Source organism: Lacticaseibacillus hegangensis, assembly GCF_003946465.1.
GTDB classification, from domain to species: domain Bacteria; phylum Bacillota; class Bacilli; order Lactobacillales; family Lactobacillaceae; genus Lacticaseibacillus; species Lacticaseibacillus hegangensis.
The window spans coordinates 43,852-68,407 of record NZ_RHOL01000010.1 but is presented as its reverse complement, the minus strand read 5'-3'; the positions used below and the strand labels follow the sequence as shown (position 1 = coordinate 68,407).

Sequence of the window (24,556 nt, the reverse complement as noted above, 5' to 3'; positions counted from 1 at the left end):
AGCCATTCTCCTTTTGTGACGAAAAACAAAAAAATCGCCTCGAGTGTCAATTGACACTCGGGACGATTTTGCTCGCGGTTCCACCCGATTTGAAAGCACTGCTTTCCACTCGTTGCGCGTAACCTGCGCTGCGGGGGCCCGAAGGCCAATCTCGGAAAGTGGTGCGGACGTCGATGCTCGGCTTTCAGCTCTGCCGAGGCTCTCTGGATGGGACTTCCTTTTTGCTTCCGTCTTTGATACTTAGATTAAACCACAGCCCCTGGCGCGGTGCAAGGCTTACTCGGTAAAAAGTTCACGAATGATGCACTGGTGTGCGCCCTGCTTGTCAGGCGTTGCGGCGATCTGGCCCGCCGACCGCGATTTCCTTGGCCAAGAAGCGCACGCGCTCCATGATGCGCTGCGCCTTGACCGGTTCGTCGGCCTTGCCGGTTTCGCTGCCAGACAGAAACGCGGTCAGCTCCTGCATATTTTTGTTCGATGTGAACAAGGTTGGGAGTTCTTCCTGCATCCGGTACTGCAAAATCACACCGAGCACCTCATCGCGGACCCATGCGCTCCAGGCTTCGGCCCCGATATCGTCGATCATCAGCACCTTGGCCTTCTTGATGCGGTCGGTTTTGGCCAGCACGGAGTTGTCCGCAATGGCGCCTTTCATTTCCACCGCAAAGGTCGGGTAATGCAGCATGGTCGAGGCGATGCCCTGTTTGGCCAAGTCGTTCGCGATGGCGCCCAGCAGGTAAGTTTTGCCGACGCCGAACGGCCCGGTCAGGTACAGACCCTTGTGAAATTGGTCCGGCGCCTCGGCCATCCCCATGGTGAAGTCGAGCGCGGCGGATAGGGCCGCGCTGCGGTCGCTGGGATCGTAAGTCTCAAGGCTTGCCGACTTGATCGCCTTGGGCATGTTCAAGGCGGTGATCAGGCGCGCCTGCGCGGCTTGGGCGTCCTGCGCCACCTTCTCCGGCGTGGCCGTGTAAGTGATATCGATCAACCCATTGGAGGCGACTAACTGCGGCTGGTAGCCCGGCGCAATCAACGGGTCTCCGGCCGCCAGCCGGTCGCGGGCCGTGACGAACTCGTAAATTTTGGCCGCACTGCGGCTGACCGCATCAGGGGCCAACTGGTGCTGATTAGCCTTCAAAAAAGCCTGCACGTCAGGGTCGGCGACAGCGTCTTGCATCATCTTGCGGTATTCCGCGGTCATTTGCCGCTGGTCCATGATCTTGGCTAGTTCATCCTTCATGGGTTTCATCGCTGTCATCCTTTCTCATGGCTCGCAACTTGGCCAGTTTGGCTTCGATTGCGGCCGTTTGCGCCGGATCTGCCGCAGCGCTAGTGGCCTGATACGGCTTATCCAACCAGTCTGGCTTGGCCTCTTGGCGCGCCGGCTGCGTCTTGCGCTTGCGCGGTTGACTTTGCTTTTGCTGATAGTCCTTGATTTCCTGCAGCGCCCGCTCGGGGCTGTCGACGCCGGCTGCCAGCCAGCGGTTGGCGATCGCGTCCAGCAGTGCCTGATTGACGCTGTCGTAATTCTGCAGAATGTAATCGATCAAGATGTTAATGGTCGCGTTGTCAAAGACATTCCGCGAAGCCAGTTTGCGCACCGCTTGCAGCTCATTGGAGGCGACGAACAGCTGCGCGTTCTTGCGGTGCTTAGCGGCCTCCAAAAACTCGCGCGGCGGCGTGCTTTTGGCTTGCTGGATCAGCGCCTGCTCGCTGGTGGAAAGCGCCGGGCTTGCTGCGGCCGCCGGTGCCGCTTGAGCGGGCTGGGCACTGCCCTTTGGCGCCAGGTGAGGCGCCTGCTTCTGGTAGGCTTGCTCCACGATTTGGCGCAACGCGCGCAGGCTTAGCTCGCCGGTCGCCCGGTTGGTCGCCTGCTGTATGAAGCGCGCAAACACCGGCGGCGTCAGCCCGTAAAAGGTGGCCAGCTGCGCCAAAGCGGCGCGGTGTTGCCCAATTTGGCCGCCTCGTAGCCCGCTTTTGGTGGTGAGCGCTTCGAGCAGCTCCCAGTCGTAGCCGGCTCCGTCGCTCAAGGAGACCGCCGGCAGCGCCTTTTCCGCCACCTGCCGCTTGGCCTCCTTAGTCGCCGCATTTGGCGCCACCGACGTCAGCTGGAACACGTCCAGCAAGTTGGCCGACACGTCGCGCCAGGTCTGAGCCCTAACGGTGTGAATCGTGTACCGATTGGCCAGCTGAGTGAACCGCACTTCCCCGACCCGGTCAAACAGCAGCAAACTCAGCGTGTCGTCCTGGAAAAAGCGATCCGCCGCAACCGGCCGGTACAGCTCATAGGCCCAATAGCGGCCGCCGGCGTCGGTCGAGGTGTAGGTCTTCATCAGGCCCAGCGCTTCCAGCCGCCCGCGCGCCGCGTACAGCGTATCCAAATCGACGCCGAGCAGGTCCATCAAAGCCGTTTGCTTGCGGCGATCGCCCGCGCCAGGCTGGCGCCGGGAATCGTTCCAGAGGCTGAGGTAAAGGGCGAGCGCGACGGGGCCGATCAGCGGCTGGTAAAGGTGGACAGCCACGTCTTGATCGAGGTCACTAAAGTAAGTTGCCTGAACCACGATGAAATCGTCCTGTGCCATGTAGCTGCTGGGTTTGGTCACGCTGATCCCTCCTTTACTCAAAAAAGTGGCGTCGGTTGCCCCACGCCTGTTGGTTTACTTGCCTTGATCCTTTTCGCGCTTCATCATGTCCTGCAGCTCCTGCATGAACACAGACATGTCCTTGAACTGCCGGTAGACTGAGGCAAAGCGAATGTACGCCACGTCGTCAACTTCGGCCAGCTGCTTCATCACAAACTCGCCAATCTGCTGGCTCGAAACCTCGTTTTCGCCAATCGCGCGCAGCTTGTTTTCGACATTTTCGACAATCTTCTGCATCTGTTCCATGGTGACCGGCCGCTTTTCGGCCGCGCGGATCAGGCCCTTGAGAATCTTCTCGCGGCTGAATTCCTCGCGCGTGCCGTTCTTCTTGATCACCAAAAGCGGCGTCTGCTCGACCCGCTCAAAGGTGGTGAAGCGAAAGCCGCAGTTCTCGCATTCCCGGCGCCGGCGAATGGCGCGGCCGCCGTCTGTGGGCCGAGAATCGACGACCCGCGAACTATTATGATGACAATGTGGGCAGAGCACAGGCACACCTTCTTCATTTTGATACTACATTATACCACGGGGCAATTTAACAATCACCGGCTCAAGTGGGCCAACAGCTCCTCGACCTGCTGCTTGCGCACTGCCGGCCCTTGCGAGTTATCGATCAAAAAGTCCGCACGCTGAATCTTCTCGCTAAGCGGCAGCTGCGCCTGGATGCGCGCCTGAGCTTGCGCCTGCGTCAGCCCGTCGCGGGCCATCAGCCGCTCAAGCTGCATGTTCGGCGGCAGCGTCACCACGGCCACCCCGTCAAAACTGTCTTCGTAATGCGTTTCGTACAGCAGCGGGATCTCCCCTACCACCACCTTGGCCGAAGTCGCCTTGGCCGCGGCCAGCGCGTCTTCAATGGCCGCTCGCAGGTACGGATGGTCGATGGCATTCAGCTGGGCAAGCTTTGCGGCGTCGTTAAACACAATGTCGCCCAGTGCCTTGCGGTCGAGCGACCCGTCAGACCGGATCACGCCGGGGCCAAACGCCGCTTCGATTTTGCGCAGCGCCGGGCGGCCAGGCTCGACAATTTCGCGCGCGACCTCATCGGCATCCACGACCGGACACCCGTGCCGGCGAAACTCGCCGGCCACGGTACTTTTGCCGGTGGCAATGCCGCCGGTCAATCCTAAAACATACGTCATCTTACCTTGCGCTTCCTCAGTTTCTGACAGTGGGGGCAAAAATGCGTCCCCCGCTGGCCCACTTTGATTTTGACAATCGTCGTGCCGCACCGATCACACGGCGTGCCTTCGCGGTCGTACACGTGCAACTGATCTTGCATCGCCCCGCGCTGGCCGTTCGCGTCCACAAACGAGTGAACGCTGGTGCCGCCGAGCCGAATCGCTTTTTGCAGCTCGGCGATAATGCTATCATGCAGCAGCCGCGCTTCTTTTTTGGTGATGGTCGAAGCCGGCTGGGCCGGGTGCAGCTGGCTGAGCCACAGGCTTTCGTCGGCGTAGATATTGCCGACCCCGGCCACCACAGTTTGGTCCAAAATCACCGACTTGATCGGCGCCTTGCGCTTGTGGATCGTCTGGTAAAAAGCATCGGCGTCAAAGGTTTCCGGTGTCGGCTCCGGGCCCATTTTGGCTAGACCTGGCACCACGGTTTCCTCGCTGCCGGTCTTGACCAGCTGCATGCGGCCAAACTTGCGCATGTCCAAATACCGCAGCTGCGACCCGTCCGTGAAGGTCAACGCGACGTGCCAAAACCGCGGGGCAGGATCATCCTGACTCAGGGCCAGCTGGTACTTGCCTTCCATGCGCAGGTGCGACACCAAGGTCACGTCGTTGTCAAAGCGGATCAGCAGGTATTTACCCCGCCGATCGATTTTTTCGATGGTTGCGCCCTTCAGCGCCTGGTTGAAGTGCAAGGCACCGCCAATCAGGATCTTCTCCCAATCTGTGGTCACTTTTTGGACCGTTTTGCCGACGATCAGCCGCGTCAGGCCAAGGCGCACATTTTCTACTTCCGGTAGTTCTGGCATAAAACAGGGCCTTCCTCATCTTTTATTTGGCATCAAACCACGTGTTGCCGTAGTGGCTTTCCACCTTCAGCGGCACGTCCAGCGCCACTGCCGAATCCATCACCTTGGGCACCAGGGCGGCGAGTTGCGCCATTTCCTCAGCGGGCCCCTCAAAAATCAGTTCATCGTGGACCTGCAGCAGCATGCGCGACTGCAGATGATGCTCATCAAGCATTTGCTGCATGCGGATCATCGCGACCTTGATGATGTCGGCCGCGCTGCCTTGAATCGGCGTGTTCATCGCGGTGCGCTCGGCAAACTGGCGCAGGTTGAAGTTGCGCGAGTGGATGTCGTTCAGGTAACGGCGGCGGTGGAACAGCGTTTCGACGTAGCCTTTTTCGCGGGCAGTGGCAACCATCTTGTCCATGTAATCGTGGACCTGTGGGTACTGGGCGAAGTAACCGTCGATGAAGGCCTTAGCTTGCGGGCGCGTGATGCCAATGTTTTTGGCCAGCCCAAAATCGGAGATGCCGTAAACGATCCCGAAGTTGGTGGCCTTGGCCTGCCGGCGCATGTCCGGCGTGACCTGATCCGGCGAATCCAGGTCAAAAATCTTCATCGCGGTGTTGGCATGAATGTCGCGGTCTTCCTTGAAGGCCTCCTGCATATTCTTATCGCCGGAAATGTGCGCCAACACGCGCAGTTCGATTTGTGAGTAGTCGGATGAAAAAATCTGCCAGCCCGGCTGACTCGGCACGAAGGCCTGACGCACCTGCTTGCCTTCATCGCGGGCCGGAATGTTTTGCATGTTCGGGTCAACGGAAGACAGGCGGCCCGTCGCCGTCAACGTCTGCAGGTAGCGCGTGTGGATCTTGCCATCAGGCAGCACGGCCTTAAGCAGGCCCGCCACATAGGTCGACTGCAGCTTGGCCACCGTGCGGTAGTCCAGAATGTCCTGGACGATTGGGCTGGCGGATTTCAGTTGTTCCAGCACATCGACCGAGGTCGAATACCCCGTCTTGGTTTTTTTGATGACCGGCAAGTTGAGCTTTTCAAACAACACTTCGCCCAGCTGCTTGGGCGAATTCAGGTTGAACTTGAGCCCGGCCTCGCCGTAAATCTTTTCCTCGAGAACATGCATGGTGCTCGTCCACTGGTCGCCCATTTCCGTGAGCTTGGGCTGATCCAGCACGATGCCAGCGATTTCCATGCGGGCCAGTACCTTGGCCAGCGGCATTTCCATGTCGGCAAACAACTTAGTCTGATCCTGATCGTCGAGGTCCTTCAGCAGGTGCGGCCGCAGCGTCAAAATGGCCTGAGCCTTTTCCGCAAAGTGCGTGAACAGCTTCTCGTCGTCCGGCACCTGGCGCTTAGCCCCTTTGCCGTATACATCTGCGTCCAGCGGCAGCGTGTAATCGTGATCCTCGGCGATTTGGCCGAAGTCGTTGCTGTTTTGATCCGGGTTCAGCAAATAAGACGCCAGCAGGACGTCGAATCCGATTTTAGGCAGCTTAAGGTCCAGCCGGTTGGCCGCTACCAGGTTGCGCTTGGCGTCAAACACTGCCAGCTCGTGGCTCGCCAGCCAGCTTGCCAGCGGCTTGAGCGTCAGCAGCGTCACGTCGGTTGAGACATAGGTTTCGTCCTTGGTGCCGATGAAAAAGCCGATTTGCGGCGACACATGGTAGTTGTCGTCAAGCATTTCAATTTCAAACGCCACCGGCAGGTTGGTCTTGGGCAGCTGGTCCAAGTTGGCGTCGGTCAGCACGACGTAATGCAGGTTTTTCTTTGGCTCCTGCGTCGCATCCCCGGGCAGCTTCTTCAGCGCCTGGCGCATATCGAGGCGCGTGTACAGGTCGCGGAGCTTTTCGATGTCCGGCCCCTTGTAGGCAAGGTCATCCAGGCCAATTTCGATGGGGGCATCTTGATCGATGGTCGCCAGCGTTTGGCTCATGATGGCTTGGTCGTGGTCATTGATCAGGTTCTCCTTCATTTTGCTCGGCTTCAGGTCATCGATGTTCTTGTACAGGTTGTCGATCGAGCCGAACTGGTGGAGCAGCTTGAGCGCGGTTTTTTCGCCGACCTTAGTGACGCCCGGATAGTTGTCTGAGGTGTCTCCCATCAGGCCCTTGAGGTCGATGATCTGCTTTGGCTTCAGGCCCATGGTGTCCTCAATGTGGGCGGGCGTGAACGGTTCCAGCTCGCCGACCCCCTTGCGCGTCACCTGAACCGTGACATTGTCGGTCGCCAGCTGCGTCAGATCGCGGTCGCCGGTGATAATGTCGGCGTGCCAGCCGCGGGCCTCGGCCTCGCGGGCCAGCGTCCCGATGATGTCATCGGCCTCGTAGTCCTGCAGGGCGTAGTGGCGAATGCCGTGGTCCTCCAGCAGCTCATTGATGTATGGCAGCTGCTCGATGAACTCTGACGGGGCCTTTTGCCGCTGGCCCTTGTAGTCATCGAACATCTTGGTGCGAAAAGTCCCGCCGCTTTTGTCGAACGCAACCAGCACGTGCTGGGGCTTGAACTCAGCCATCACGTTGTCGAGCATGTTGTTAAAGGTCATCACCGCATTGGTGTGAAGCCCGTCCTTATTGGTAAACCGGTCCATCTGCGTGTACATTGCGTAAAACGCCCGAAACGCGAGCGAGCTGCCGTCGATCAGCAGTAATTTTTCTTGTGCCATAGCTGCCTCCTGTTCTGGTCTTTATTATAGCAGACCCGCTCAGAGATTTTTGGGTAGACAAAAGGCCTTACCATGAGGGCAAGGCTTTGGTCTCAATCGGGCTCCGGCTTGGCAACGCCTGAACGCTTAGCTACGTCCAAGGCCTCGCCGCCAAAATACGGCGGCAATGCCTTAGACTAGGCTAATCGTCAGGCTAAGTACGCCAAGCCTGCGCACCATAGTTAAATCGGGCTACGAACTAGCAACGGCCGAGTGTCTAGCTACGCCCAGCGGCTCGCTCGCCTTGCGAGCAATCCACTGGGCTAGGCTAGCCATCGGCCTAAGTGCGCCAGTCCTTCGCACCTTAATTTCTGTTTGAACTCCCACCGAACAACTGCAGCAGAACCAGGAAAATGTTCAGGAAATCCAGGTACAGTGCCAACGCACCCTGAACCGCCAGGCTATTGGTGTTGATCGTGTAGCCGCCGCGGCTGTCCGCGGTCAGGTAAATCTGCTTGAGCTTTTGCGTATCAAACGCCGTCATCACGATGAAGATGATCAAAATCGCGTAACTGATCAGGTACATCAGGCCGGTCGACCCCAAGAACATGTTGATCAAGCTCAGCACGATCACGCCGATCAGCGCAGTGAACGCCATCGACCCCGCGCGGCTCAAGTCCTTCTGGGTCGTGCGACCGACAATAGACATGGTGAGGAAAATCACCGCCGTCGTCAAAAACGAAATCGCCACGATCGACTGCCGATACGACATCAAAATGACCGTGAACGTGACGCCGTAGCTCGCCGAGATCAGGTAGAACATCAAGCTTGCATATGCCGAATTGGCCTGTGCACGCCGGCTGCTGACCCCGAACGACAAAATGAATGGGAGAAAGATCAGCACGTAGAACATAATCGGGTGGGCACTGATGAAGCCGACGTACTGCGGGAGAAAGACCGTCCCGAGCAGATACGAGATCACTGCCGTCACCAGCAGCCCCAGCCCCATGGTGGAATACACCTTGTTGAAGAATCTGGTCATCCCAGAATCGTTGACCACTCGCCGTTCTTCTTGCATGTAATCATTCCTTTCAGTTACCTAACTTGGCTCTATTATAACAGAATCAAAGGGCAATCAAGTTGGACTTTAGTCTGAGTTCGCGCCGTGTCACATTGGGCAAAAAACACCATCTCAGTCGAGATGGTGTCCATGCTACTTGTTCAGCAGGTCTTTGAAGGCCGTTTCGTACTTTTGGACGTCGCCGGCGCCCATGAAGACCAGCACACCGTCCTTGTGGTCCAGCAGCGGCGACACGTCTTCCAGGTGCAGCACCTGGCCGCCCTTTTGAATCTTGGCGACCACGTCCTCAGCCGAAACCGAGCCGGACGTTTCCCGCGCGGAGCTAAAGATTGGCGTGACGAAAACCGAATCGGCCGTGTTCAGAACCGCGGCAAATTCGTCAAGGTAGGCAATGGTCCGCGAGAAGGTGTGCGGCTGGAACACCGCCACGATTTCCTTGTCTGGAAACTTCTGACGAGCCGCATCCAGTGTGGCTTTGATTTCATTTGGATGGTGCGCATAATCATCGATGATGACCGTGCCCTTGACGTCAGTTTCGGAAAAACGCCGCTTGACGCCCTTGAAGCCGGCCAGCTCGCGGGCAATGTAGTCCGGGTTCAGGCCTTCGGCATCGCTGACCGCCACCACGGCCAGCGCGTTCAGGACACTGTGCTCGCCGAACAGCGGCACGAAGAAGTGCCCGATTTTTTGGCCGTCGTGATAGGCGTCAAAGCCTGAGCCCTCGGTGGTCCGCTCAACGTTTTTGGCCTGATAATCATCTTCGTCAGAGAGGCCGTAGTAGTAAATCGGCACCTTGGCCGTCAGCTTGCGCAGCCACTTGTCGTCGCCCCAGGCAAAAATGGCCTTTTTGACCTGGCTGGCTTCCGTTTCAAACGCGTCGTACACGTCTTCGATCCCGGTGTAGTAATCCGGGTGATCGAAATCGATGTTCGTTGCGATGAGGTAGTCCGGGTGATAGGCCAAAAAGTGCCGGCGATACTCGTCCGCCTCGAACACGAAGAACTTCGAGTCTTTCGTGCCCTTGCCGGTGCCGTCACCGATCAGATACGAGGTCTTGTCGATGCCGCTCAGCGTGTGAGCCAACAGCCCAGTGGTCGAGGTCTTGCCGTGGGCGCCGGCCACGCCGATGCTGGTGTAATTTTCCAGCAGCTTGCCCAGGTACTCGTGATACCGGAAAAATGGCAGGCCCAGCTCCTTGGCGCGACGCACTTCGGGGTGCTCGTCAGTGAAACTGTTGCCGCAAATGATGGTGTAACCTGGCTTAATGTTGTCCGCGTCAAACGGCAGCATCTTGATCCCGGCAGACTCAGGCCCGCGCTGGGTGAAGGTGAACTGCGTGATGTCAGAGCCCAGCACTGTGTGGCCCAAATCGTGAAGGATCAGTGCCAAGGCACTCATCCCTGAACCTTTGATCCCGATGAAATAATCGATTTCCTCTGTCATTGTCTGTGTCTACCCTTTCAGCTTCAGCCGGCGTCATGAGGCGTCGGCAGATCTTGTTTGTTAATGTACACGTCGCGCGGCTTAGCGCCATTTTGCGCGGATATGTAATGACGGTCAGTCAGCTCGTCGATGAGCTTGGCTGCCCGGTTGTAGCCAATGCTAAACTGGCGTTGCAGCGCCGAAGTCGAGACGGTATCAGCCGCCGCCACATATTTTAGCACTTGTGGGAACAAGTCGTCCTGCGCTTCGATGGCCTGCGCCTTTTTCACCAGTTGGTGCGGGTCAAACAGGTATTGCGGCGGCTGCTGCTGCCGCACAAAAGCGGTCACCTGCTCGAGCTCCGAGTCGATAAACGCGCCTTGCAGTCGAATCGGCTGACTCGCGCCATTGCCGAGATACAGCATGTCGCCGCGCCCCAGCAAATTTTCCGCGCCGGCGTGGTCGATGATGGTGCGCGAGTCGAACTGGCTGGCCACCATGAAAGCGATCCGCGTTGGAATGTTGTTCTTGATCGTCCCGGTGATAACGTCCACGCTCGGCCGCTGCGTGGCGACAATCAGGTGAATGCCCGCCGCCCGCGCCTTGGCCGTGATCCGGGCGATATAATCTTGAATCTCGCTGGCGGCGACCAGCATCAGGTCGGCCAGCTCGTCGATGATCACGACGATGCTCGGCATGACCAGACTGTCCTTGCCGTGCTGCCGCGCCACCGCGTTGAACTGCGCCAGGCTGCGGGCATGCGCTGCCGCCATTTTTTCGTAGCGGCGTTCCATTTCGTCCACGACCCACTTCAGGGCCGCACTGGCACTTTTCGAATCGGATACCACTGGCGCCACCAGGTGCGGCAAGCCATCGTACACGGCCAGCTCCACCGCCTTGGGGTCGATCAACAGCAGGCGTACCTGCTGCGGCGTCGCCTTGTACAGGAGCGACGTGATCAGACTGTTGATGAAAACGGACTTACCCGCCCCGGTTGCGCCGGCGATCAGCCCGTGCGGCATGTTGGCCAAATTGGCGACCACCGGCTGGCCAAACAGGTTCACCCCAAGGGCGATGGTCAGCGGCGACTTCGCATCACGAAACGCCGGTGCCGCCAAAATTTCCTTGAGCATCACCGGCCGCGCCTTTTGGTTGGGCACCTCAATGCCGACCGTGCTGTGGCCAGGAATCGGCGCCTCGATGCGGATATCGCGCGCCGCCAGCGCTAGCTTCAAGTCGTCCTGCAAGTTGGTGATCTTGCTGACCTTCACCCCTGGCGCCAAGCGCAGTTGGTACTGCGTCACGGTCGGCCCCACGGTGCTGGTGACCACATGCGCATCCACGTGAAAATTGGCCAGCGCGGCATCCAGCTGCGCGGTTTGCTTGTCGACCCACGCGCGCTGGACCGCAGCGTCCGCCTGCACAGGCGGCTTGAGCAGGGACAGCGGCGGCAGCTGATAAGCTGCAAGCTGTCCCTGCGTCTGGGCTGAAGCAGCCACTGGTGGGTCCTCACTGCGCCGCTCGTCTGAACGAGGCTTTTGCCCCGCCAAAAAGCTGCGCACACTGCCGGCCACCGCACGCGGATCCGGCCGCGTCGACGTCCTGTGCGGCCTTGGCGGTGCGGCCGCCTGGCTGGCCGCGGGGGTCGTCAGCAGTTCCGACACCGTCGCCGGGACGTGGCCGTCTGCGGTTTTGACCTCCGTCAACGGTGTGGTTTGAGCAAGCTCGCGGTCGACTGTCTGCGGATCAATATCAGCGGCCAGCGGCGTTTCTGGCTCGTCTTCTGGATGCTCATCGGCTGGTGCGGCGGATTCAGGCACCCGTGTTGCCTGCGTCTTGTCGCGTTGCGGCTGCGCGTCCGTTGTGGTGGTCGACGCAAGGGCTTCACGGGACCCAGCAGAATCGTCATTTGCTGAGCTCAAGTCATCGGCGTCTTCCGCTTCTGGCGCCGGCTGCGCCCATGGCGCGTCTGCGCTGCCGTCGTCGAGCACGTACAGCCGGTCAGGCGCCACCGTCAGCGCCTGCACAATTTTCAGGTAATCCACCTGGTTCTCGCGCCGGCGCTTGGCCACACTGTCCGGCGTGGCCAGGGCGTCCATTGGCGCCACAGTCAAATCAGACTGCGGCGTGGCGGGTTTGGCTTCATGGTGCCGCAGGCCGCGGGGCGGCAACGGATACGCCGCCGGTTTGGGCGATTCTGGCCGATGAAACACTGGTCCGTCATAATGTGCCATGCCTTCGCCCCTTTCCAAATCGTTTCTGTGCTTATTTTAGCATACGTGCGCGCTGAATCTGCCGGGCCTCATGAAAATGCCCAGCTTTATTTTCACGTCAACGCGACAATTTTTCATTGCCGAGCCAAAACAAAAACGGCCCTCCGAGGAGAGTCGTTGACTTTATGCTTGAGCCGCAACCACGGCTTCGGCCTTTTTGAAATCGAACGGGGTGCCGGCCGGAATGCTATCCGGCATCAGCAAGATCCCGCGCTTGTTGGAGGCGCCGGGAATCCCGAGCTCCTTGGCTGAGCTCAGCATGCCATCACTTTCGACGCCCATCAGCTCGCCTGGCCAAATGATTTTGCCGTCCGGCATCATTGCCCCAGGCAGCGCCGCCACGACGGTTTCGCCCAGTGCCGCGTTCGGCGCGCCGCAGACGATCTGCTCCTGGTGGGTGCCAAAGTCGACCTTGGTGATGTGTAAGTGGTCGGACTTTGGGTGGGCCTTGAAGTCGATGATCTTGCCGATCACAAACTTCGGGGTGTCTTCAAGCGGCAGAGCGCCTGGCAGGCCGGCCGCGGTAATGGCGGCGTTCAACTGACGGCGCGCGTCCGCATCCAGCGTGACCTGACCTTGGCCCGAGACGCTCACAATGTCGCTCACCTGGAAAAAGTTGAACCCGAGCGGCTGGCCCTGCTGGTCGTAGATACCGGTGATGTGCTCTGCCGACTTGACGACTTCATCAGCCTGATCTGGGGCCAGCACCGCGATCAGCGTGTCGCCCCAGGCGGTTTGGTTATAACTAGTGATCAAAAGAAGTTCCTCCCTGATGACCTAGGCCAAGCCAGAGATGAAGTCCTCCACCTGCTGCTTAGTCTTGCGGTCTTTATTCACAAAGCGGCCGATTTCCTTGCCGTCTTCAAACGCGATGAAACTTGGGATCCCCATCACGCCCATTTCTTGTGCGACCTTAATGTTATCATCACGGTCGACCTTGATAAAGCGGTAGTCGGAAAAGTCCTTCTCAATTTCTGGCATGGCCGGCTTGATGAAGGCGCAGTCTGGGCACCAGCCGGCGGTAAAGAACAGCATCTGCTTGCCTTGGCCCTTTGCGGCTTCCAGAATTTCAGCATCATTTTTAAATTCTTTCAATGTGAGCGCTCCTCGCTAACTTTTAATAAGGATATTATACAAAGTTCTCGCTCAGATAGCAATGCACGCGCGACAATTTTCCGCTATACTGAGACCCAAAAGGAGCGCCGCCATGAAAAAATCGACCGCATGGTGTGCCGGCCTGCTGAGTCTCAGCGCGCTGGCCGCCGCTTACACCTATCTCAACCATGTTTACTGGCACAAAACGCTGCCGAACAAGTTATTCCGCCGTGTGCAAACAGAGCTGGCCGAACCCAGCAGCATCACCGGTGGCTGGATCGACATGAACCCTGACGCCAGCCTAGTTGACGGCAAGCTGCTGGCGAGCTACCGCGGCGGAGTCACGACCACCTCTGGCACGTTTCACTTCACCGTCGCCGAAACCGGCAAGCTCGTCCACCTCGACCGGATCTAGTGCGCAAGCCAAAGTTGACTTGTCGGGTTCCATAAGCAACGCGCCTGCACTGCGATTTAGAAAATCAAATCGCAGCGCAGGCGCGTTTTGTGCTTTACGCTAAAAACCGCTTGATGGCTCAGCCTTTTGCTTTGGCCTCAGGAAAGCGGGCCAAGAGCTCGTAGATGCGGCCGCCGCGGCTGGCAAATTTGTGCTCGTACTCGGTTTCCACGTTGTCCTGGACCCGGCGGTCGTGATGCAGATCCAGCGCAACCAGCTCAAACGTCAGACCGTAGTTGTTCATGCTGACCAGGGAATATTCAAAAAAGCCCTGGTTATCCGTTTTGAACTGCAGCTGCCCGCCGGCTGGCAGAATCGCCTGGTACTGCGCCAGAAACGTCTTGTAAGTCAGACGCCGCTTTTCGTGGCGACTCTTGGGCCAGGGATCGGAAAAGTTGAGGTACAGCCCGGTGATCTCCCCTGGCGCAAAGTACGTCGTCAGAGCCGCGCCATCGCCAAGAATCAGCTGCAGATTCGGCAGCTTCAGTTCAACTTGTTTGCGCAGGATATAGGCGATGGCAACCTCCTGAATCTCCAGCGCGATGAAGTTGCGATCCGGGTGCAGCTTCGCCATTTCGGTGATGAACTGGCCTTTACCTGAGCCCACCTCCAAAAACAGCGGCTGTTCTTGAGCAAAGCGTGCCTGCCACTTGCCAGGCATCCCCTCTGGCCGCACACTGATGTACTCCGGGTGCTGTTCAATGAGCGGCGCCGCCCATGGCTTATTTCTTAATCGCATAAAATACTCCTTTTCAAGGCAAGGACCGCGCAACGCGTGCGCGGTCCTTTTTTGGCTATAGTTGGCTGAGCTGCTGCAACTGCGTCAGCGCGTTGTTCATCTCAGTGTAGCGCTGCGCGGTGTACTGGGCAGCGACCTCGTGCAGCAAGTGCAACCGCCCGTACCAAACGATGCGGGCCAGGAGGTCATCAGACAGCGGCGTGCCATACGCCGCCAGCCACTTGGCCCACTGGCTGCGGGGCACGTAGTTGATCAGCACCACGCTGAGGTCAAACGCAATGTCGCCTAAACTGGCCTGGTCCCAGTCAACCAAGTAAAGCTGCTGAGAATCGGACAGCAGCCAATTCTTGTGGTTCAAGTCGCCGTGGCACACCCGCAAAGGCGCAGCGGCCGGTAAGGTCTGCAAGGCTGCAATGGTTGCCTGCATCAACGGGTGCGTACGCAGCGGCTGCGGCACCTTAGCCACGTACTGGTCGAATAACTGGCGCGGGGTTTGCGGCGCACCGCCAACTTTTTTCAGCATGCGCCGCAAAAGCACCGAGTTGTGCACTTTCGCGAGCAGCTGGGCGACCATCGAACTGTTCATCTGGGCGCGCGTCAGCGTGCGGCCGTTGACCCAGTCCTGAGCGGTCAGGACGTCGCCGGTGGCAATGCGTTTGGTCCAAATCAACTTGGGGGTGATGCCCTCAACCGATAAGGCCGCCAAAAATGGGGACGCATTGCGTTTTAAAAAGAATTTCTCGTGTGCGTACACGCCCATGAACGCACCACCGGTCGTGCCGCCAATCGGCTCCAGCGACCAGCCGGGTTCCAAATCGAACAATGCCGCTGCCTCCTCCGACAGCCCCAATCAGGCTACAAAATTTTTCGAATCATAAAGTCATCTTACAGAACCGATGCGCCCGCGGTCAAGCCGGCATCAACGGTTTTTTCCGCAGGCGGTACGGCAGGTACCAAAAGGCGAATAAAACCGCGACCAGCAAGGCGCCGGCACCGGCCCATAACGCGACCACCCAGTGGCCGAGTGCAAGTGGGCCGGCCGTCAGGACCAGCGCGAACACCACCAGCAGCACAGCGGTCAGGTGCTGAAACGCCGCGCGCTGCTGGCTGGCCGGCACGGGGTAAAGCCGCGCCATCACCATTTCCGAGTACGCAAACGCGAGCGGCAGCAGCTGGAACCCCACTAGGTAAACCAGCAGGCCAGCCACCAGCGCCGCCAGCCACCAGACTTGGATCAGCGCCAGCACCACCGCGCCGACGATCACCAGCCGCACCCACAGGCCCAGGTACGTCGTTTGGCGCAAAAAGCCGCGCAGGTAAAGGTAAGCCCAGGTGTGCGCCGGTGTCTTGCGCACCAGCGGCAGAAAAATGTCCAGCCACTTGCGGCGGTGTACGCCGGAATTCAGCCCCGGCACATCAGTGAACAGGTTGTAAAAGCGGTACAGGCGATCCATCCGTTTGGCCTCGCTGGCGTTCAGGCTCAGCCAGTCCAGCGTCGCCGGCTGAAAGTGCCCAGCCAAAACGACCCAGCGAAAGCCCAGGTCCAAGGCCAGGGCAATGATCATCCCGTAGGCCGGGTGCAGGAACAGCCCCAAAGTCAGCGAGGCAAACGCGGCGACGAACAGCGGAAAGCGACTGACCCACGCCGGCCGCTGCACCCCGTAATGCTCGATCAGCTGCAGCCACAGATCCAAGTCTTTGAAGATCAGCAGCAGCGCCCCTAAGGTGATGCCGCCGCTGAGCGGATCGATGTTCAACACCAGCAGTAGCGGCACACTAGCCGCCGCCCCCAGCGCCAACACGACACTGGGCAGCAGCAGGGAATACCGCCGCGCTTTGAACAAGTACTGCGCAAACGAGCTGGTTTGCGGCAGCAGGAACGTGGCGTCCGCGGGCTCGCTCAAGCTGGCCAAGCGACCAAAGCTGAGCAGCGCGGTCAGGACCAGCGCCAGGGCCGGCCGCAGCCACCAGCTTGGCATCAGCTGCCGTACCCACTGGCTGTAGCCGTAAAGCAGCGCGCCGAACAGGATCAACAGGATCAGGACAAAATGATCGTTGAAGACGAGCCGCAAATACTTGAATTGCGTTTTTTGATGCCGCCTTAAGCGGGTTTGCCAAAGCTTTCGCATCAGTGCTCCTCCGTCATGGCCATGTAAATGGCATCCAGACTGGCGTCGGCTGCGAGCTGGAAGTCCTCGCGCAGGTGCGCCATGTCGCCGGTTGCGCGGACCTGCCCGCTTCGCAGCAGCACGAACTGATCCGCGTACTGCTGGGCCGTGGCCAGAATGTGGGTGGACATCAAAACCGACGCCCCGGCGGCCTTTTTGGCCTGCACCAAATCGAGCAGGTCATGCACCGCCAAGGGGTCCAGGCCGGTGAATGGTTCGTCGATGATGTACAGCTTGGCGTTCGTCATGAAGGCGGCGACGATCATCACCTTCTGCTTCATCCCCTTGGAAAACTTCGCGGGGAACCAGTCCAGCTTGTTGTCCAGCCGGAACTTCTTGAGCATGTCCTTGGCCCGCGCCCACGCCTCGTCCTTATCCAGCGAGTACGCCATCATGGTCAGCTCCAGGTGCTCGCGCAGCGTCAGCTCCGAGTACAGCACCGGCGTCTCCGGCACATAGGCGATCGCCTGGCGGTAGCCGTCCGGGTCTTCGGCCAGGGTCTTGCCGTCAATGGTGATCTGGCCCTTTTGCGGGGTGAGCAGCCCGATGATGTGCTTAATCGTGGTCGACTTGCCGGCCCCGTTCAAGCCGATCAGCCCGACAATGGTCCCGTCTTCCACCGTGAAATTCAAATCCTTGAGCACCTGCAGGTTGCCATACCCGCCGGTGACGTGTTCTAGCGTCAGCGTCATGCCCAGCCTTCTTTCTTTGTACTCAGACTAATAGTTATATGATAGCATGGAAGCAGATTAAACGTTGATGAAAGAGGGAAAAGAACATGGATGAAAACTGCATTTTTTGTAAAATCGTCGCCGGTCAGATCCCCAGTGTGAAAGTCTACGAGGACGACCAGGTCCTGGCGTTCCTGGACATTTCACAGGCCACTGCGGGCCACACCCTGCTGGTGCCGAAAAAACACGTCAAGGACATTTTTGCCTACGACGAGGCGCTGGCCGAGGCGGTTTTTTCACGGGTGCCAAAGCTGGCGCGCGCCATCAAAGCCTCCGACCCGCGCATCGCGGGCATCAACATCTTGAATAACAACGGTGAAGTGGCCTACCAAAGCGTTTTCCACTCGCACATTCACCTGGTGCCGCGCTACTCAAAGGAAGACGACTTTTCGATTCACTTCGGCGATCACACTGACGCCTACAATAACGACCAGCTTCAAGCCATCGCCCAAAAAATTCGCCAGGAGGTCCAAGACTAATGCCTAAATTTAAAACTGGTTTTCTGCTCGGTGCCCTGGTTGGCACCTGCTACGTCCTGCTGACCACGAAAAAAAGCGGCCCTGAGCGCATCGAAGGCTTCGCCAATTACTCCAAGGACGTCACCGGCGCCACGCAGGATATGCAGCACGCCGTCAAGCGGCTCGGCAGTGCCCTGACCGACTTGCAAAAGGAAATTAAGGAAACCCTGCAGCCGACCGTCAAGGACATCACCGATGAGGTCAACGATTTTCAGTTCCAAACCGAGGCCCACAGCAAGGCGCTGCAGACCCAGCTCGACCAGATTGCCAGCACGATCGATGACATCAACCGCGACGCCAAAAACGGCGACGCGAAGGCTGCAGACGCTGGGACCCCGACCGCTGACGGCGCAAACGAGCCTTCAGCCAAGGACTCAGACAACGCGGCAGAATAGCCGAAGAGTTTGAAGCTTCTGTGAAGGTCCCCCATCGCCGCCTGGTCTGTGGTATATTAGACCCCGTGCTGTAAATCAAATCACATTGAAAGTGGGCTGTTTATCTATGAAGAAATGGATCGCCGGATTTGCCGGCGTCTTGCTTGCCCTGACTTTGGCGGGTTGCTCTAGCGACAACGCCACCGTCGCGAACATGAAGGGCGCAAAGATCACCAAAGAGGAATACTACAACGAGATGAAGACCTCCAGCAGCGGCGGCGAAGACACCCTGCGGAACATGATCGTCACCAAGGCCTTGGAGCAGCAGTACCCGAAGGCCGCGACCGACAAGCAGGTCACCAAGCAATACAACAAGGTGAAGAAGTCCTACACCGATGCCGGTCAGGACTTCACTAGCGCCTTGGCGCAAAGCAATCTGACCACCAAGTCCTTCAAGCAACAAATCAAGACCTCCTTGCTTTCCGAGGCCGCACTGAAAGACCTGAAGAAGCCAACGCAAAAGCAGCTGAATAACCAGTGGAAGAAGTACGAACCAAAGATCACGGTTCAACACATTCTGGTCGCCAAGGAAGACACGGCCAAAGAAGTCGTTGCCGCACTCCAAAAGGACAACTCCGCGGCCAACTTCAAGACGCTGGCCAAGAAGTACTCGACTGATACCGCGACGGCTTCAGACGCCGGCAAACTGCCAGCGTTTGACAACACCGACACGAGCCTGGATTCGACCTTCAAAGCGGCCGCGTTTAAGCTGAAGAAAGCCGGCGACTTTACCACGACGCCGGTCAAGACCAGCTACGGCTACCACATCATTCGCGCCATCAAGATCCCGGCTAAGGGCAAGATGAGCGATCACAAGAAAGAGTTGACCGACCAGCTTTACACCAGCTGGGAAAGCAACAACACCATCATGAGCGGCATCATCAAAAAAGTGCTGACCAAGGCGGATGTGTCCATCAAGGATAACGACCTGAAGGACGTGCTTTCCGTCTACCTAGGCTCCAGCAGCTCAGCCAAGTAATCTCGCACCACTACCTCTCTTCTGGAGAGGTTTTTTTTTGCCAAAAAAGCCGCGCCATCAACTAAAGGTTGATGACGCGGCTTTTCGACACGGATCACTGCAGGTAAACTTTCACTTCGTACGGCCGCAGCGTCTCGCCGAGGTCATCCGGGTAGTTGCTTTGCAGCAGCTCGCCGGCTGTGGCCGCGCAAGCCCGCTTCAGGTCGCGGGCCGTCCAGTTGGCCACCAGGGTCAGCGTCTGGCCCTCATAGTGGCGCTGGTAGGCCCAGACCTCCTCGTCATCCTCTGCCAGTGGCGTGAAGTCGCCATACGTGATGATCGGATTGGCAGCGCGCAGCAGGTTCATCTGCCGGTAGAAGTTGAACACCGAGTTTTGGTCGCGGACTTCCTGATCGGCATTGATGGTCACGTAGTTGGGATTGACCATGATCCACGGCGTCACCCCAGCCGGACAAAAGCCCGCGTTGGGCTTGGTCCCCCACTGCATCGGCGTGCGGGCGTTGTCGCGCGAGGCAACCTGCAGCCCGGCCAACATTTGCTCAGGGGTCAGCTCACCTTTCTCATCGACCCATTCGCGGTAGCCGTTCAGGCTTTCGATATCGCGGTAGTCGCTGAGCTTGGTGAAGCCGGCGTTGTTGGTCATCCCCAGCTCCTCGCCTTGATAAATGTACGGCGTGCCCTGCTGGTAATGGAGCACCGCCCCGAGCATTTTCGCCGAGCGCTCACGAAACTCCGGACTGTCGTTGCCAAAGCGTGAGACCACGCGCGGCTGATCGTGGTTGTTCCAGTACAGGGAATTCCAAGCCTTACCGTCCAGTCCGACCTGCCAGCGGTCCATGATTTTTTTGAGGGTCGTCAGCTTAAACGGATGGTGCACCCACTTGCCAAACTTTTGATCCAGGTCGACCCCGGTGTGCTGGAACTGGAAGATCATGTTCAGCTCGTGCGTGTCAAACCCGGTGTATTCGCGAGCCAGCGCCGGCGTCGTGCCAGGCATTTCCCCGACGGTCATGACATCGTAGTGGCTGAGGACTTCGCGGTTCATTTCCTTAAGGTAGTCCTGCACCTGCGGCATGTTGATCGGCGACGGCGAGTCATTGTCAAAGGTTGCCGGTTTGCCAATGAAGTTGATCACATCCATCCGGAACCCGTCGATCCCCTTATCCAGCCAAAAGCGCATCAGGTCATACACGGAATGGCGCACCGCCGGCTCGCGCCAGTTCAGGTCGGGCTGCTTTTTGGAAAACAGGTGGAGATAGTACTGCTGCCGTTCGGGCGCATACTGCCAAGCTGAGCCGGAAAAGCTGGACTCCCAGTCGTTCGGCGCGTGGCCGTCGACGGGGTCAGCCCAGAGGTAATAATCACTGTAGGGGTTATCTTTGCTCTTGAGGCTTTCGATAAACCAGTGGTGCTCGTCGCTGGTGTGGTTGACCACCAGATCCATCACGATTTTCAGCCCGCGCGCGTGCGCGGCTTCAAGCAGCTGGTCAAATTCGGCCATAGTCCCAAAGTCCGGCTGGATCGCCTGATAATCGCTAATGTCATAGCCGTTGTCATCGTTGGGGCTGGCGTAGATCGGATTGAGCCAAATGACGGTCGCCCCAAGCTGCTTGATGTAGTCCAGCCGGTCGCGAATGCCCCGCAGATCGCCGATCCCATCACCGTTACTATCCTGAAACGAGCGCGGATAAACCTGGTACACAACTGCTTCTTTCCACCATGCCTTTGCCATAAAGACCCTCCTTACTTCAGTGCAACTTCAGTATAGCGTTTTCTTGGCGATCGGCCGCACTAAAAAACCGCCTTTTTACAGGCGGCACACATTGCTATTTCGGATCCGGATAGGTCTGCCCATTGGTCGGGCGGTAGAAGCGGCGGTTATCCATGCCAAAAAGCCGCTCGGTGAAGGTTCCGGGATCGACGTGCTGGTAAGCCGTGGTCAGCATGTTGATCTCGGCGTCCAGCTCGTCCAGGTCGTGCAAGATCTGCGCCTCAAGCAGCTCCGGACGCACCGGTGAGCCATACTCCAGCAAGCCATGATGCGCCAGCACCGTGTGCCGCAGCATGATCATGTCTTCCTGGTGAATGTCAATTTTGAGCTCATTAGCCACCCGCACGATTTCCTCATCGACCAAGACGATGTGGCCAATCATGTTGCCTTCCATGGTGTAGTCGGTCGAAACCGCCGACGACAGCTCCATGGTTTTGCCCAAATCATGCAGAATCGCGCCGGCAAACAGCAGCGACTTATTGACCGCCGGGTACTGGTTGGCCACGCTTTTGGCCAGGCGCAGGATACTCAGCGTGTGAAACGCCAGGCCGCCGGCAAAGGCGTGGTGGTTGGACTTGGCTGCGGGATACGTCAGGAATTCCTGCTTGTGGTCGGCCAACAGTCGACGCACGATGCGGTTCCAGTTGGCATTGGTGATCTGGAAAATAAAGTCGTTGAGTTCCTGCCCCATGTCATCTTTGGACTCCGGGGCGTGTTCGACGTAGTTTTCCGGGTCATTGCCCTCTTCCTGCGTCGCCAGGCGCAGCGTGTACAGCTTGATCTGCGGCTTGCCCTGGTACAGCTCCCGCTTGCCCGACAGCAGCACGACCACGCCGGGCTGGTACTGCGCGATGTCGTCTTCGGACGCATCCCAGAACTTGGCCGTGATGTGCCCAGATGGATCCTGGAACGTGAACGCGATGAACTTTTTGCCGTTCTTCGCGATCCGGACCTCGGCACCCTTCACCAGCACGGGCAGTTTCATGTCCTGACCGTTTTCGTAATCAAAAATTTGCTTTGCCATATTTTCACCTTTTCTATGCAACCCCGTCGCCTCATTTTACCGCTCAGCGCGGCAAACGAAAAGCACGCCGAACGCGCGGCGTGCTTTAAGCCTTACTTAGCGGCCGGCTGATCGCCCGACTGGCTGGTGCTGTCTTGGTAAAGTTCGGCGATCGGCGCCGAGATGATCCGGTTCAGGTCATCCATGACCGTCGACATCGCCTGCTCCTTGGCCATCAGGTCCTTGATCGCGTCGATGTTTTGCATCTTCGACGACAGATCCTGAAGCGGCTGAACGTCTTGCTCAGTGACTTCTTGGCCAGCCATCTGCTTTTGCTGCAGCGACATCTGCAGGGTCTGGAACTGCTGGAACAGGGCGTAACCCATCGGGTCGAGCTTAAGCATGTCGTAGCTCTTTTTCAGGTCCTGGAACTGCTGACTGAGCTTAAGATCTTCGGCGAGCTGATTTGCACTATCGTATACGTTTGCCATGAGGCACCTCATTTATTTAGATTAGTTACCCAATAGTCCTTTGATGGTATTGTACCACTCCGACACGGTATTCTTGGCCGAGTCGACCCCATTTTGAATGCCGCTTTGAATGTTGGACCACATATCCGCACCGCCGTTTTCGGCGTTCGGCGTCTGCAGAGTCGCGCGGGCACTGGCGTCGGTGGTGTTGAACTTGGTTTGCGGCGTGGCCGGCAGGATATTCGTCATTTCCTGACGGTACAACTTCAGCGCTCCCTGCCCTGGCAGCAGGTAGTGACTGGCGTCGGTGTTGGCAAAACCGGACCAGGTCGCAACCACAATGTCCGGCGTGTAGCCGACCACCCAGGAGTCCTTGGCGCCTAGGCCGTTGCCCCAGTCCTTCGGCGTTTCCACGGTGCCGGTTTTGCCGGCGATCGTGTAGCCGTAGGGCTTGGCGGCGCGGCCGGTGCCTTCGTTGTAAACGCCGATCATCATGCTGGTCATTTCCGTGGCCACCGACTGCTTCATGATGCGCTTGCTTGAGGGCTCGTTGTTGACCACGGTTTTGCCGGTGGCATCGACAATTTTGCGAATGAAGTGGGTCTGCGGCAGGCTACCGCCGCTGGCGAAGGCCGAGTACGCGCGGGCGAAGGTCAACGGCGAAAAGCCGGTGGAGACGCCGCCCAACACAGACGCCAGCTGGTCTTGATCCTTTTTCGGCAGCGTAATGCCAAAGCGGCTCAGGCTCGCGACGCCCTTACTCATGCCGATCTGGTTCAGCAGCCACACGGCCGGCGCGTTGGTCGAATCGGCCAGCGCCTTGTACATCGGCACCGTGCCGGCGTAGGTGCCGGTGTCATTGGTCGGCGTGTAATGGTCCTTGCCGTAGCTGGTCAGCTTGTCGGTCAGGTCGCTGTCATAGGAATAGCCGTTTTCAAGCGCCGGCGTGTACGCCATCAGCGGCTTGAGCAAAGACCCTGGTTGGCGCTGAAGCTGCGTGGCGTAGTTGAACCCCAAGTACACATGCGGGCCGCGTGAGCCCACCACGGCGAGCACGCCGCCGGTTTTCGGGTCGACGGCCACCGAGGCCGCCTGGGGCTTGGTGCCATCCGCGGCGGCTTGCGGAAAGACGTACTGGTTGTCAAAGGCTTCTTGCATCCGATTTTGATAAGTTGGGTTCAGTGTCGTGTAAATGCGGTAGCCCTTGTTGACGATGTCGTCTTGCGAGATGCCGTCCTGCTTGTACGCCTCTTCGATCACCGAATCGAAGAAGTAGGGATACTTCTGCTGATTGTCGGCGGTGTAGGTGTCCTTCAACGTCAGCGTGGTGGCCTTGGCCGCTTGGACCTGTGCGGCAGTCAGTTTGCCGTTGTCCTGCTCAAGGCTCAGCACCAAGTTGCGCCGGGCAATCGCGTTGTCCATGTGATCGATTGGGTTATAAAAGCTGGGGCTGCGCAGCATCGCGGCCAGCGTCGCGCCTTCGCCGGCAGTCAGCTGGCTGGCGTGCTTGCCAAAGTAGCGCTGCGATGCGTCCTCGACGCCCCACACCCCGTTGCCAAAGTACGCGTTGTTCAGGTACATCGTCAGAATGTCATTTTTAGAGTAAACTCGAGTCAGCTGCACGGCCAGGAAGATCTCCTGGCCCTTGCGCAGGAACGTCTGCTTCTGGGACAGCAGCGTGTTTTTGGCCAGCTGCTGCGTGATGGTACTGCCGCCGCCGGTGATCTGGCCGTGGTGAATGACCAGCCCGATCAGCGCGCGGGCGATGCCTTTGATGTCAAAGCCCGGGTTGGTGTAAAAGCTGCGGTCCTCGGTGGAAATCACCGCATTTTGAATGTTCGGCGAGATCTGGGCCAGGTCCACATACGTCCCTTTTTGGCCGTAAAGCTTGCCGGCCTCGCGGTCATCCTCGTCGTACAGCGTGGTTTTCGTCTGCAGACTGCTCTTGATGTCCTGCACGTCCGCGGTTTTCGCCTTGTAGGTGAACCAGGTGGACAGCGCTAGGGTCAGCGTCAGGAAAATGAGAATCAGCCACCGGATCACTTGAAACCGGCGAAAGAACCATGCGATGCCATGCCCGGCTTTGGCCAGGTACGGCTGCACGGCAGCCCAGAATGCTTTCAACTGGTGGTCCCCCTTTCCTAACATGTGACTAGT

23 protein-coding genes are annotated in these 24,556 nt (G+C 58.5%); 4 read left to right on the top strand and 19 right to left on the bottom strand.

The features are described 5' to 3' along the window. Positions 1–325: 325 nt before the first annotated feature. The 11 genes from dnaI to EKM86_RS04275 form a co-directional block, all read right to left on the bottom strand. A complete protein-coding gene (dnaI, locus tag EKM86_RS04325) occupies positions 326–1,249 on the bottom strand; it encodes a primosomal protein DnaI (RefSeq protein ID WP_125755405.1) in 924 nt (307 codons plus the stop codon). Continuing rightward, positions 1,230–2,603, bottom strand: coding sequence for a replication initiation and membrane attachment family protein (locus EKM86_RS04320; RefSeq protein WP_125755403.1), 1,374 nt, complete (start codon positions 2,601–2,603; stop codon positions 1,230–1,232). Before EKM86_RS04320 ends, dnaI begins: the two co-directional genes overlap by 20 nt. A 54-nt stretch (positions 2,604–2,657) precedes the next feature. After that, positions 2,658–3,128, bottom strand: coding sequence for a transcriptional regulator NrdR (gene nrdR, locus EKM86_RS04315; protein WP_125755401.1), 471 nt, complete (start codon positions 3,126–3,128; stop codon positions 2,658–2,660). Positions 3,129–3,181: 53 nt separating this feature from the next. Continuing rightward, the gene (coaE, locus tag EKM86_RS04310; RefSeq protein ID WP_125755399.1) at positions 3,182–3,778 is read right to left on the bottom strand and encodes a dephospho-CoA kinase; all 597 of its coding nucleotides are present in this window, start codon (positions 3,776–3,778) and stop codon (positions 3,182–3,184) included. Continuing rightward, the gene (mutM, locus tag EKM86_RS04305; RefSeq protein ID WP_125755397.1) at positions 3,775–4,623 is read right to left on the bottom strand and encodes a bifunctional DNA-formamidopyrimidine glycosylase/DNA-(apurinic or apyrimidinic site) lyase; all 849 of its coding nucleotides are present in this window, start codon (positions 4,621–4,623) and stop codon (positions 3,775–3,777) included. Before mutM ends, coaE begins: the two co-directional genes overlap by 4 nt. 22 nt (positions 4,624–4,645) lie before the next feature. Continuing rightward, positions 4,646–7,282, bottom strand: a complete 2,637-nt coding sequence (gene polA, locus EKM86_RS04300) for a DNA polymerase I (RefSeq protein WP_125755395.1) — start codon at positions 7,280–7,282, stop codon at positions 4,646–4,648. A 343-nt stretch (positions 7,283–7,625) separates the two neighbouring features. Continuing rightward, the gene (locus tag EKM86_RS04295) at positions 7,626–8,339 is read right to left on the bottom strand and encodes a Bax inhibitor-1/YccA family protein (protein WP_125755393.1); all 714 of its coding nucleotides are present in this window, start codon (positions 8,337–8,339) and stop codon (positions 7,626–7,628) included. 135 nt (positions 8,340–8,474) lie between these two features. Further along, a complete protein-coding gene (gene murC / locus EKM86_RS04290) occupies positions 8,475–9,785 on the bottom strand; it encodes a UDP-N-acetylmuramate--L-alanine ligase (protein WP_125755391.1) in 1,311 nt (436 codons plus the stop codon). 23 nt (positions 9,786–9,808) lie between these two features. Then, complete coding sequence (locus tag EKM86_RS04285; protein WP_125755389.1) at positions 9,809–11,998, bottom strand: DNA translocase FtsK; 2,190 nt, start codon at positions 11,996–11,998, stop codon at positions 9,809–9,811. 162 nt (positions 11,999–12,160) lie between these two features. Beyond that, positions 12,161–12,811, bottom strand: a complete 651-nt coding sequence (ytpR, locus tag EKM86_RS04280) for a YtpR family tRNA-binding protein (RefSeq protein WP_125755387.1) — start codon at positions 12,809–12,811, stop codon at positions 12,161–12,163. A 3-nt stretch (positions 12,812–12,814) separates the two neighbouring features. After that, complete coding sequence (locus EKM86_RS04275; protein ID WP_125755385.1) at positions 12,815–13,132, bottom strand: thioredoxin family protein; 318 nt, start codon at positions 13,130–13,132, stop codon at positions 12,815–12,817. 112 nt (positions 13,133–13,244) lie between these two features. Here EKM86_RS04275 and EKM86_RS04270 point away from each other — a divergent pair, with 112 nt between their 5' ends. Continuing rightward, the gene (locus EKM86_RS04270; RefSeq protein WP_125755384.1) at positions 13,245–13,547 is read left to right on the top strand and encodes a hypothetical protein; all 303 of its coding nucleotides are present in this window, start codon (positions 13,245–13,247) and stop codon (positions 13,545–13,547) included. 118 nt (positions 13,548–13,665) lie between these two features. On the opposite strand, the gene trmB is transcribed toward EKM86_RS04270, so the two are convergent. The 4 genes from trmB to EKM86_RS04250 all read right to left on the bottom strand — a co-directional run bounded on the left by trmB (position 13,666) and on the right by EKM86_RS04250 (position 17,185). Next, positions 13,666–14,325 carry a tRNA (guanosine(46)-N7)-methyltransferase TrmB gene (trmB, locus tag EKM86_RS04265; RefSeq protein ID WP_125755382.1) on the bottom strand — a complete coding sequence of 220 codons (660 nt, stop codon included), beginning with the start codon at positions 14,323–14,325 and terminating at the stop codon, positions 13,666–13,668. A gap of 55 nt (positions 14,326–14,380) precedes the next feature. Next, positions 14,381–15,148 carry a phosphotransferase family protein gene (locus tag EKM86_RS04260; RefSeq protein WP_225419350.1) on the bottom strand — a complete coding sequence of 256 codons (768 nt, stop codon included), beginning with the start codon at positions 15,146–15,148 and terminating at the stop codon, positions 14,381–14,383. A gap of 85 nt (positions 15,149–15,233) precedes the next feature. Then, positions 15,234–16,454: an ABC transporter permease gene (locus EKM86_RS04255; protein WP_125755380.1), complete on the bottom strand. Its 1,221-nt coding sequence runs from the start codon at positions 16,452–16,454 to the stop codon at positions 15,234–15,236. Further along, positions 16,454–17,185 (bottom strand): ABC transporter ATP-binding protein, encoded by a 732-nt coding sequence (locus EKM86_RS04250; RefSeq protein ID WP_125755378.1) that lies wholly within the window; start codon positions 17,183–17,185, stop codon positions 16,454–16,456. The genes EKM86_RS04255 and EKM86_RS04250 overlap by 1 nt, the downstream gene beginning before the upstream one ends. Before the next feature lie 86 nt (positions 17,186–17,271). On the opposite strand from EKM86_RS04250, the gene EKM86_RS04245 reads away from it, so the two are divergent. From EKM86_RS04245 to EKM86_RS04235, 3 genes are all read left to right on the top strand, one after another. Then, positions 17,272–17,703, top strand: a complete 432-nt coding sequence (locus EKM86_RS04245) for an HIT family protein (RefSeq protein WP_125755376.1) — start codon at positions 17,272–17,274, stop codon at positions 17,701–17,703. Further along, positions 17,703–18,137 carry a YtxH domain-containing protein gene (locus tag EKM86_RS04240; protein ID WP_125755374.1) on the top strand — a complete coding sequence of 145 codons (435 nt, stop codon included), beginning with the start codon at positions 17,703–17,705 and terminating at the stop codon, positions 18,135–18,137. The genes EKM86_RS04245 and EKM86_RS04240 overlap by 1 nt, the downstream gene beginning before the upstream one ends. A gap of 106 nt (positions 18,138–18,243) precedes the next feature. Further along, positions 18,244–19,155: a peptidylprolyl isomerase gene (locus EKM86_RS04235; protein WP_125755372.1), complete on the top strand. Its 912-nt coding sequence runs from the start codon at positions 18,244–18,246 to the stop codon at positions 19,153–19,155. 94 nt (positions 19,156–19,249) lie between these two features. On the opposite strand, the gene EKM86_RS04230 is transcribed toward EKM86_RS04235, so the two are convergent. From EKM86_RS04230 to EKM86_RS04215, 4 genes are all read right to left on the bottom strand, one after another. Next, the gene (locus EKM86_RS04230) at positions 19,250–20,887 is read right to left on the bottom strand and encodes a glycoside hydrolase family 13 protein (protein WP_125755370.1); all 1,638 of its coding nucleotides are present in this window, start codon (positions 20,885–20,887) and stop codon (positions 19,250–19,252) included. Between the two features lie 94 nt (positions 20,888–20,981). Continuing rightward, positions 20,982–21,950, bottom strand: coding sequence for a 3'-5' exoribonuclease YhaM family protein (locus EKM86_RS04225; RefSeq protein WP_125755368.1), 969 nt, complete (start codon positions 21,948–21,950; stop codon positions 20,982–20,984). A gap of 92 nt (positions 21,951–22,042) precedes the next feature. Continuing rightward, entirely contained in the window at positions 22,043–22,420 is a 378-nt protein-coding gene (locus EKM86_RS04220; RefSeq protein WP_125755366.1) for a YlbF family regulator, read from the bottom strand. A 21-nt stretch (positions 22,421–22,441) separates the two neighbouring features. Further along, on the bottom strand, positions 22,442–24,547 hold the full coding sequence (locus tag EKM86_RS04215; RefSeq protein WP_125755364.1) for a PBP1A family penicillin-binding protein: 2,106 nt from the start codon (positions 24,545–24,547) through the stop codon (positions 22,442–22,444). Positions 24,548–24,556: the final 9 nt, after the last annotated feature.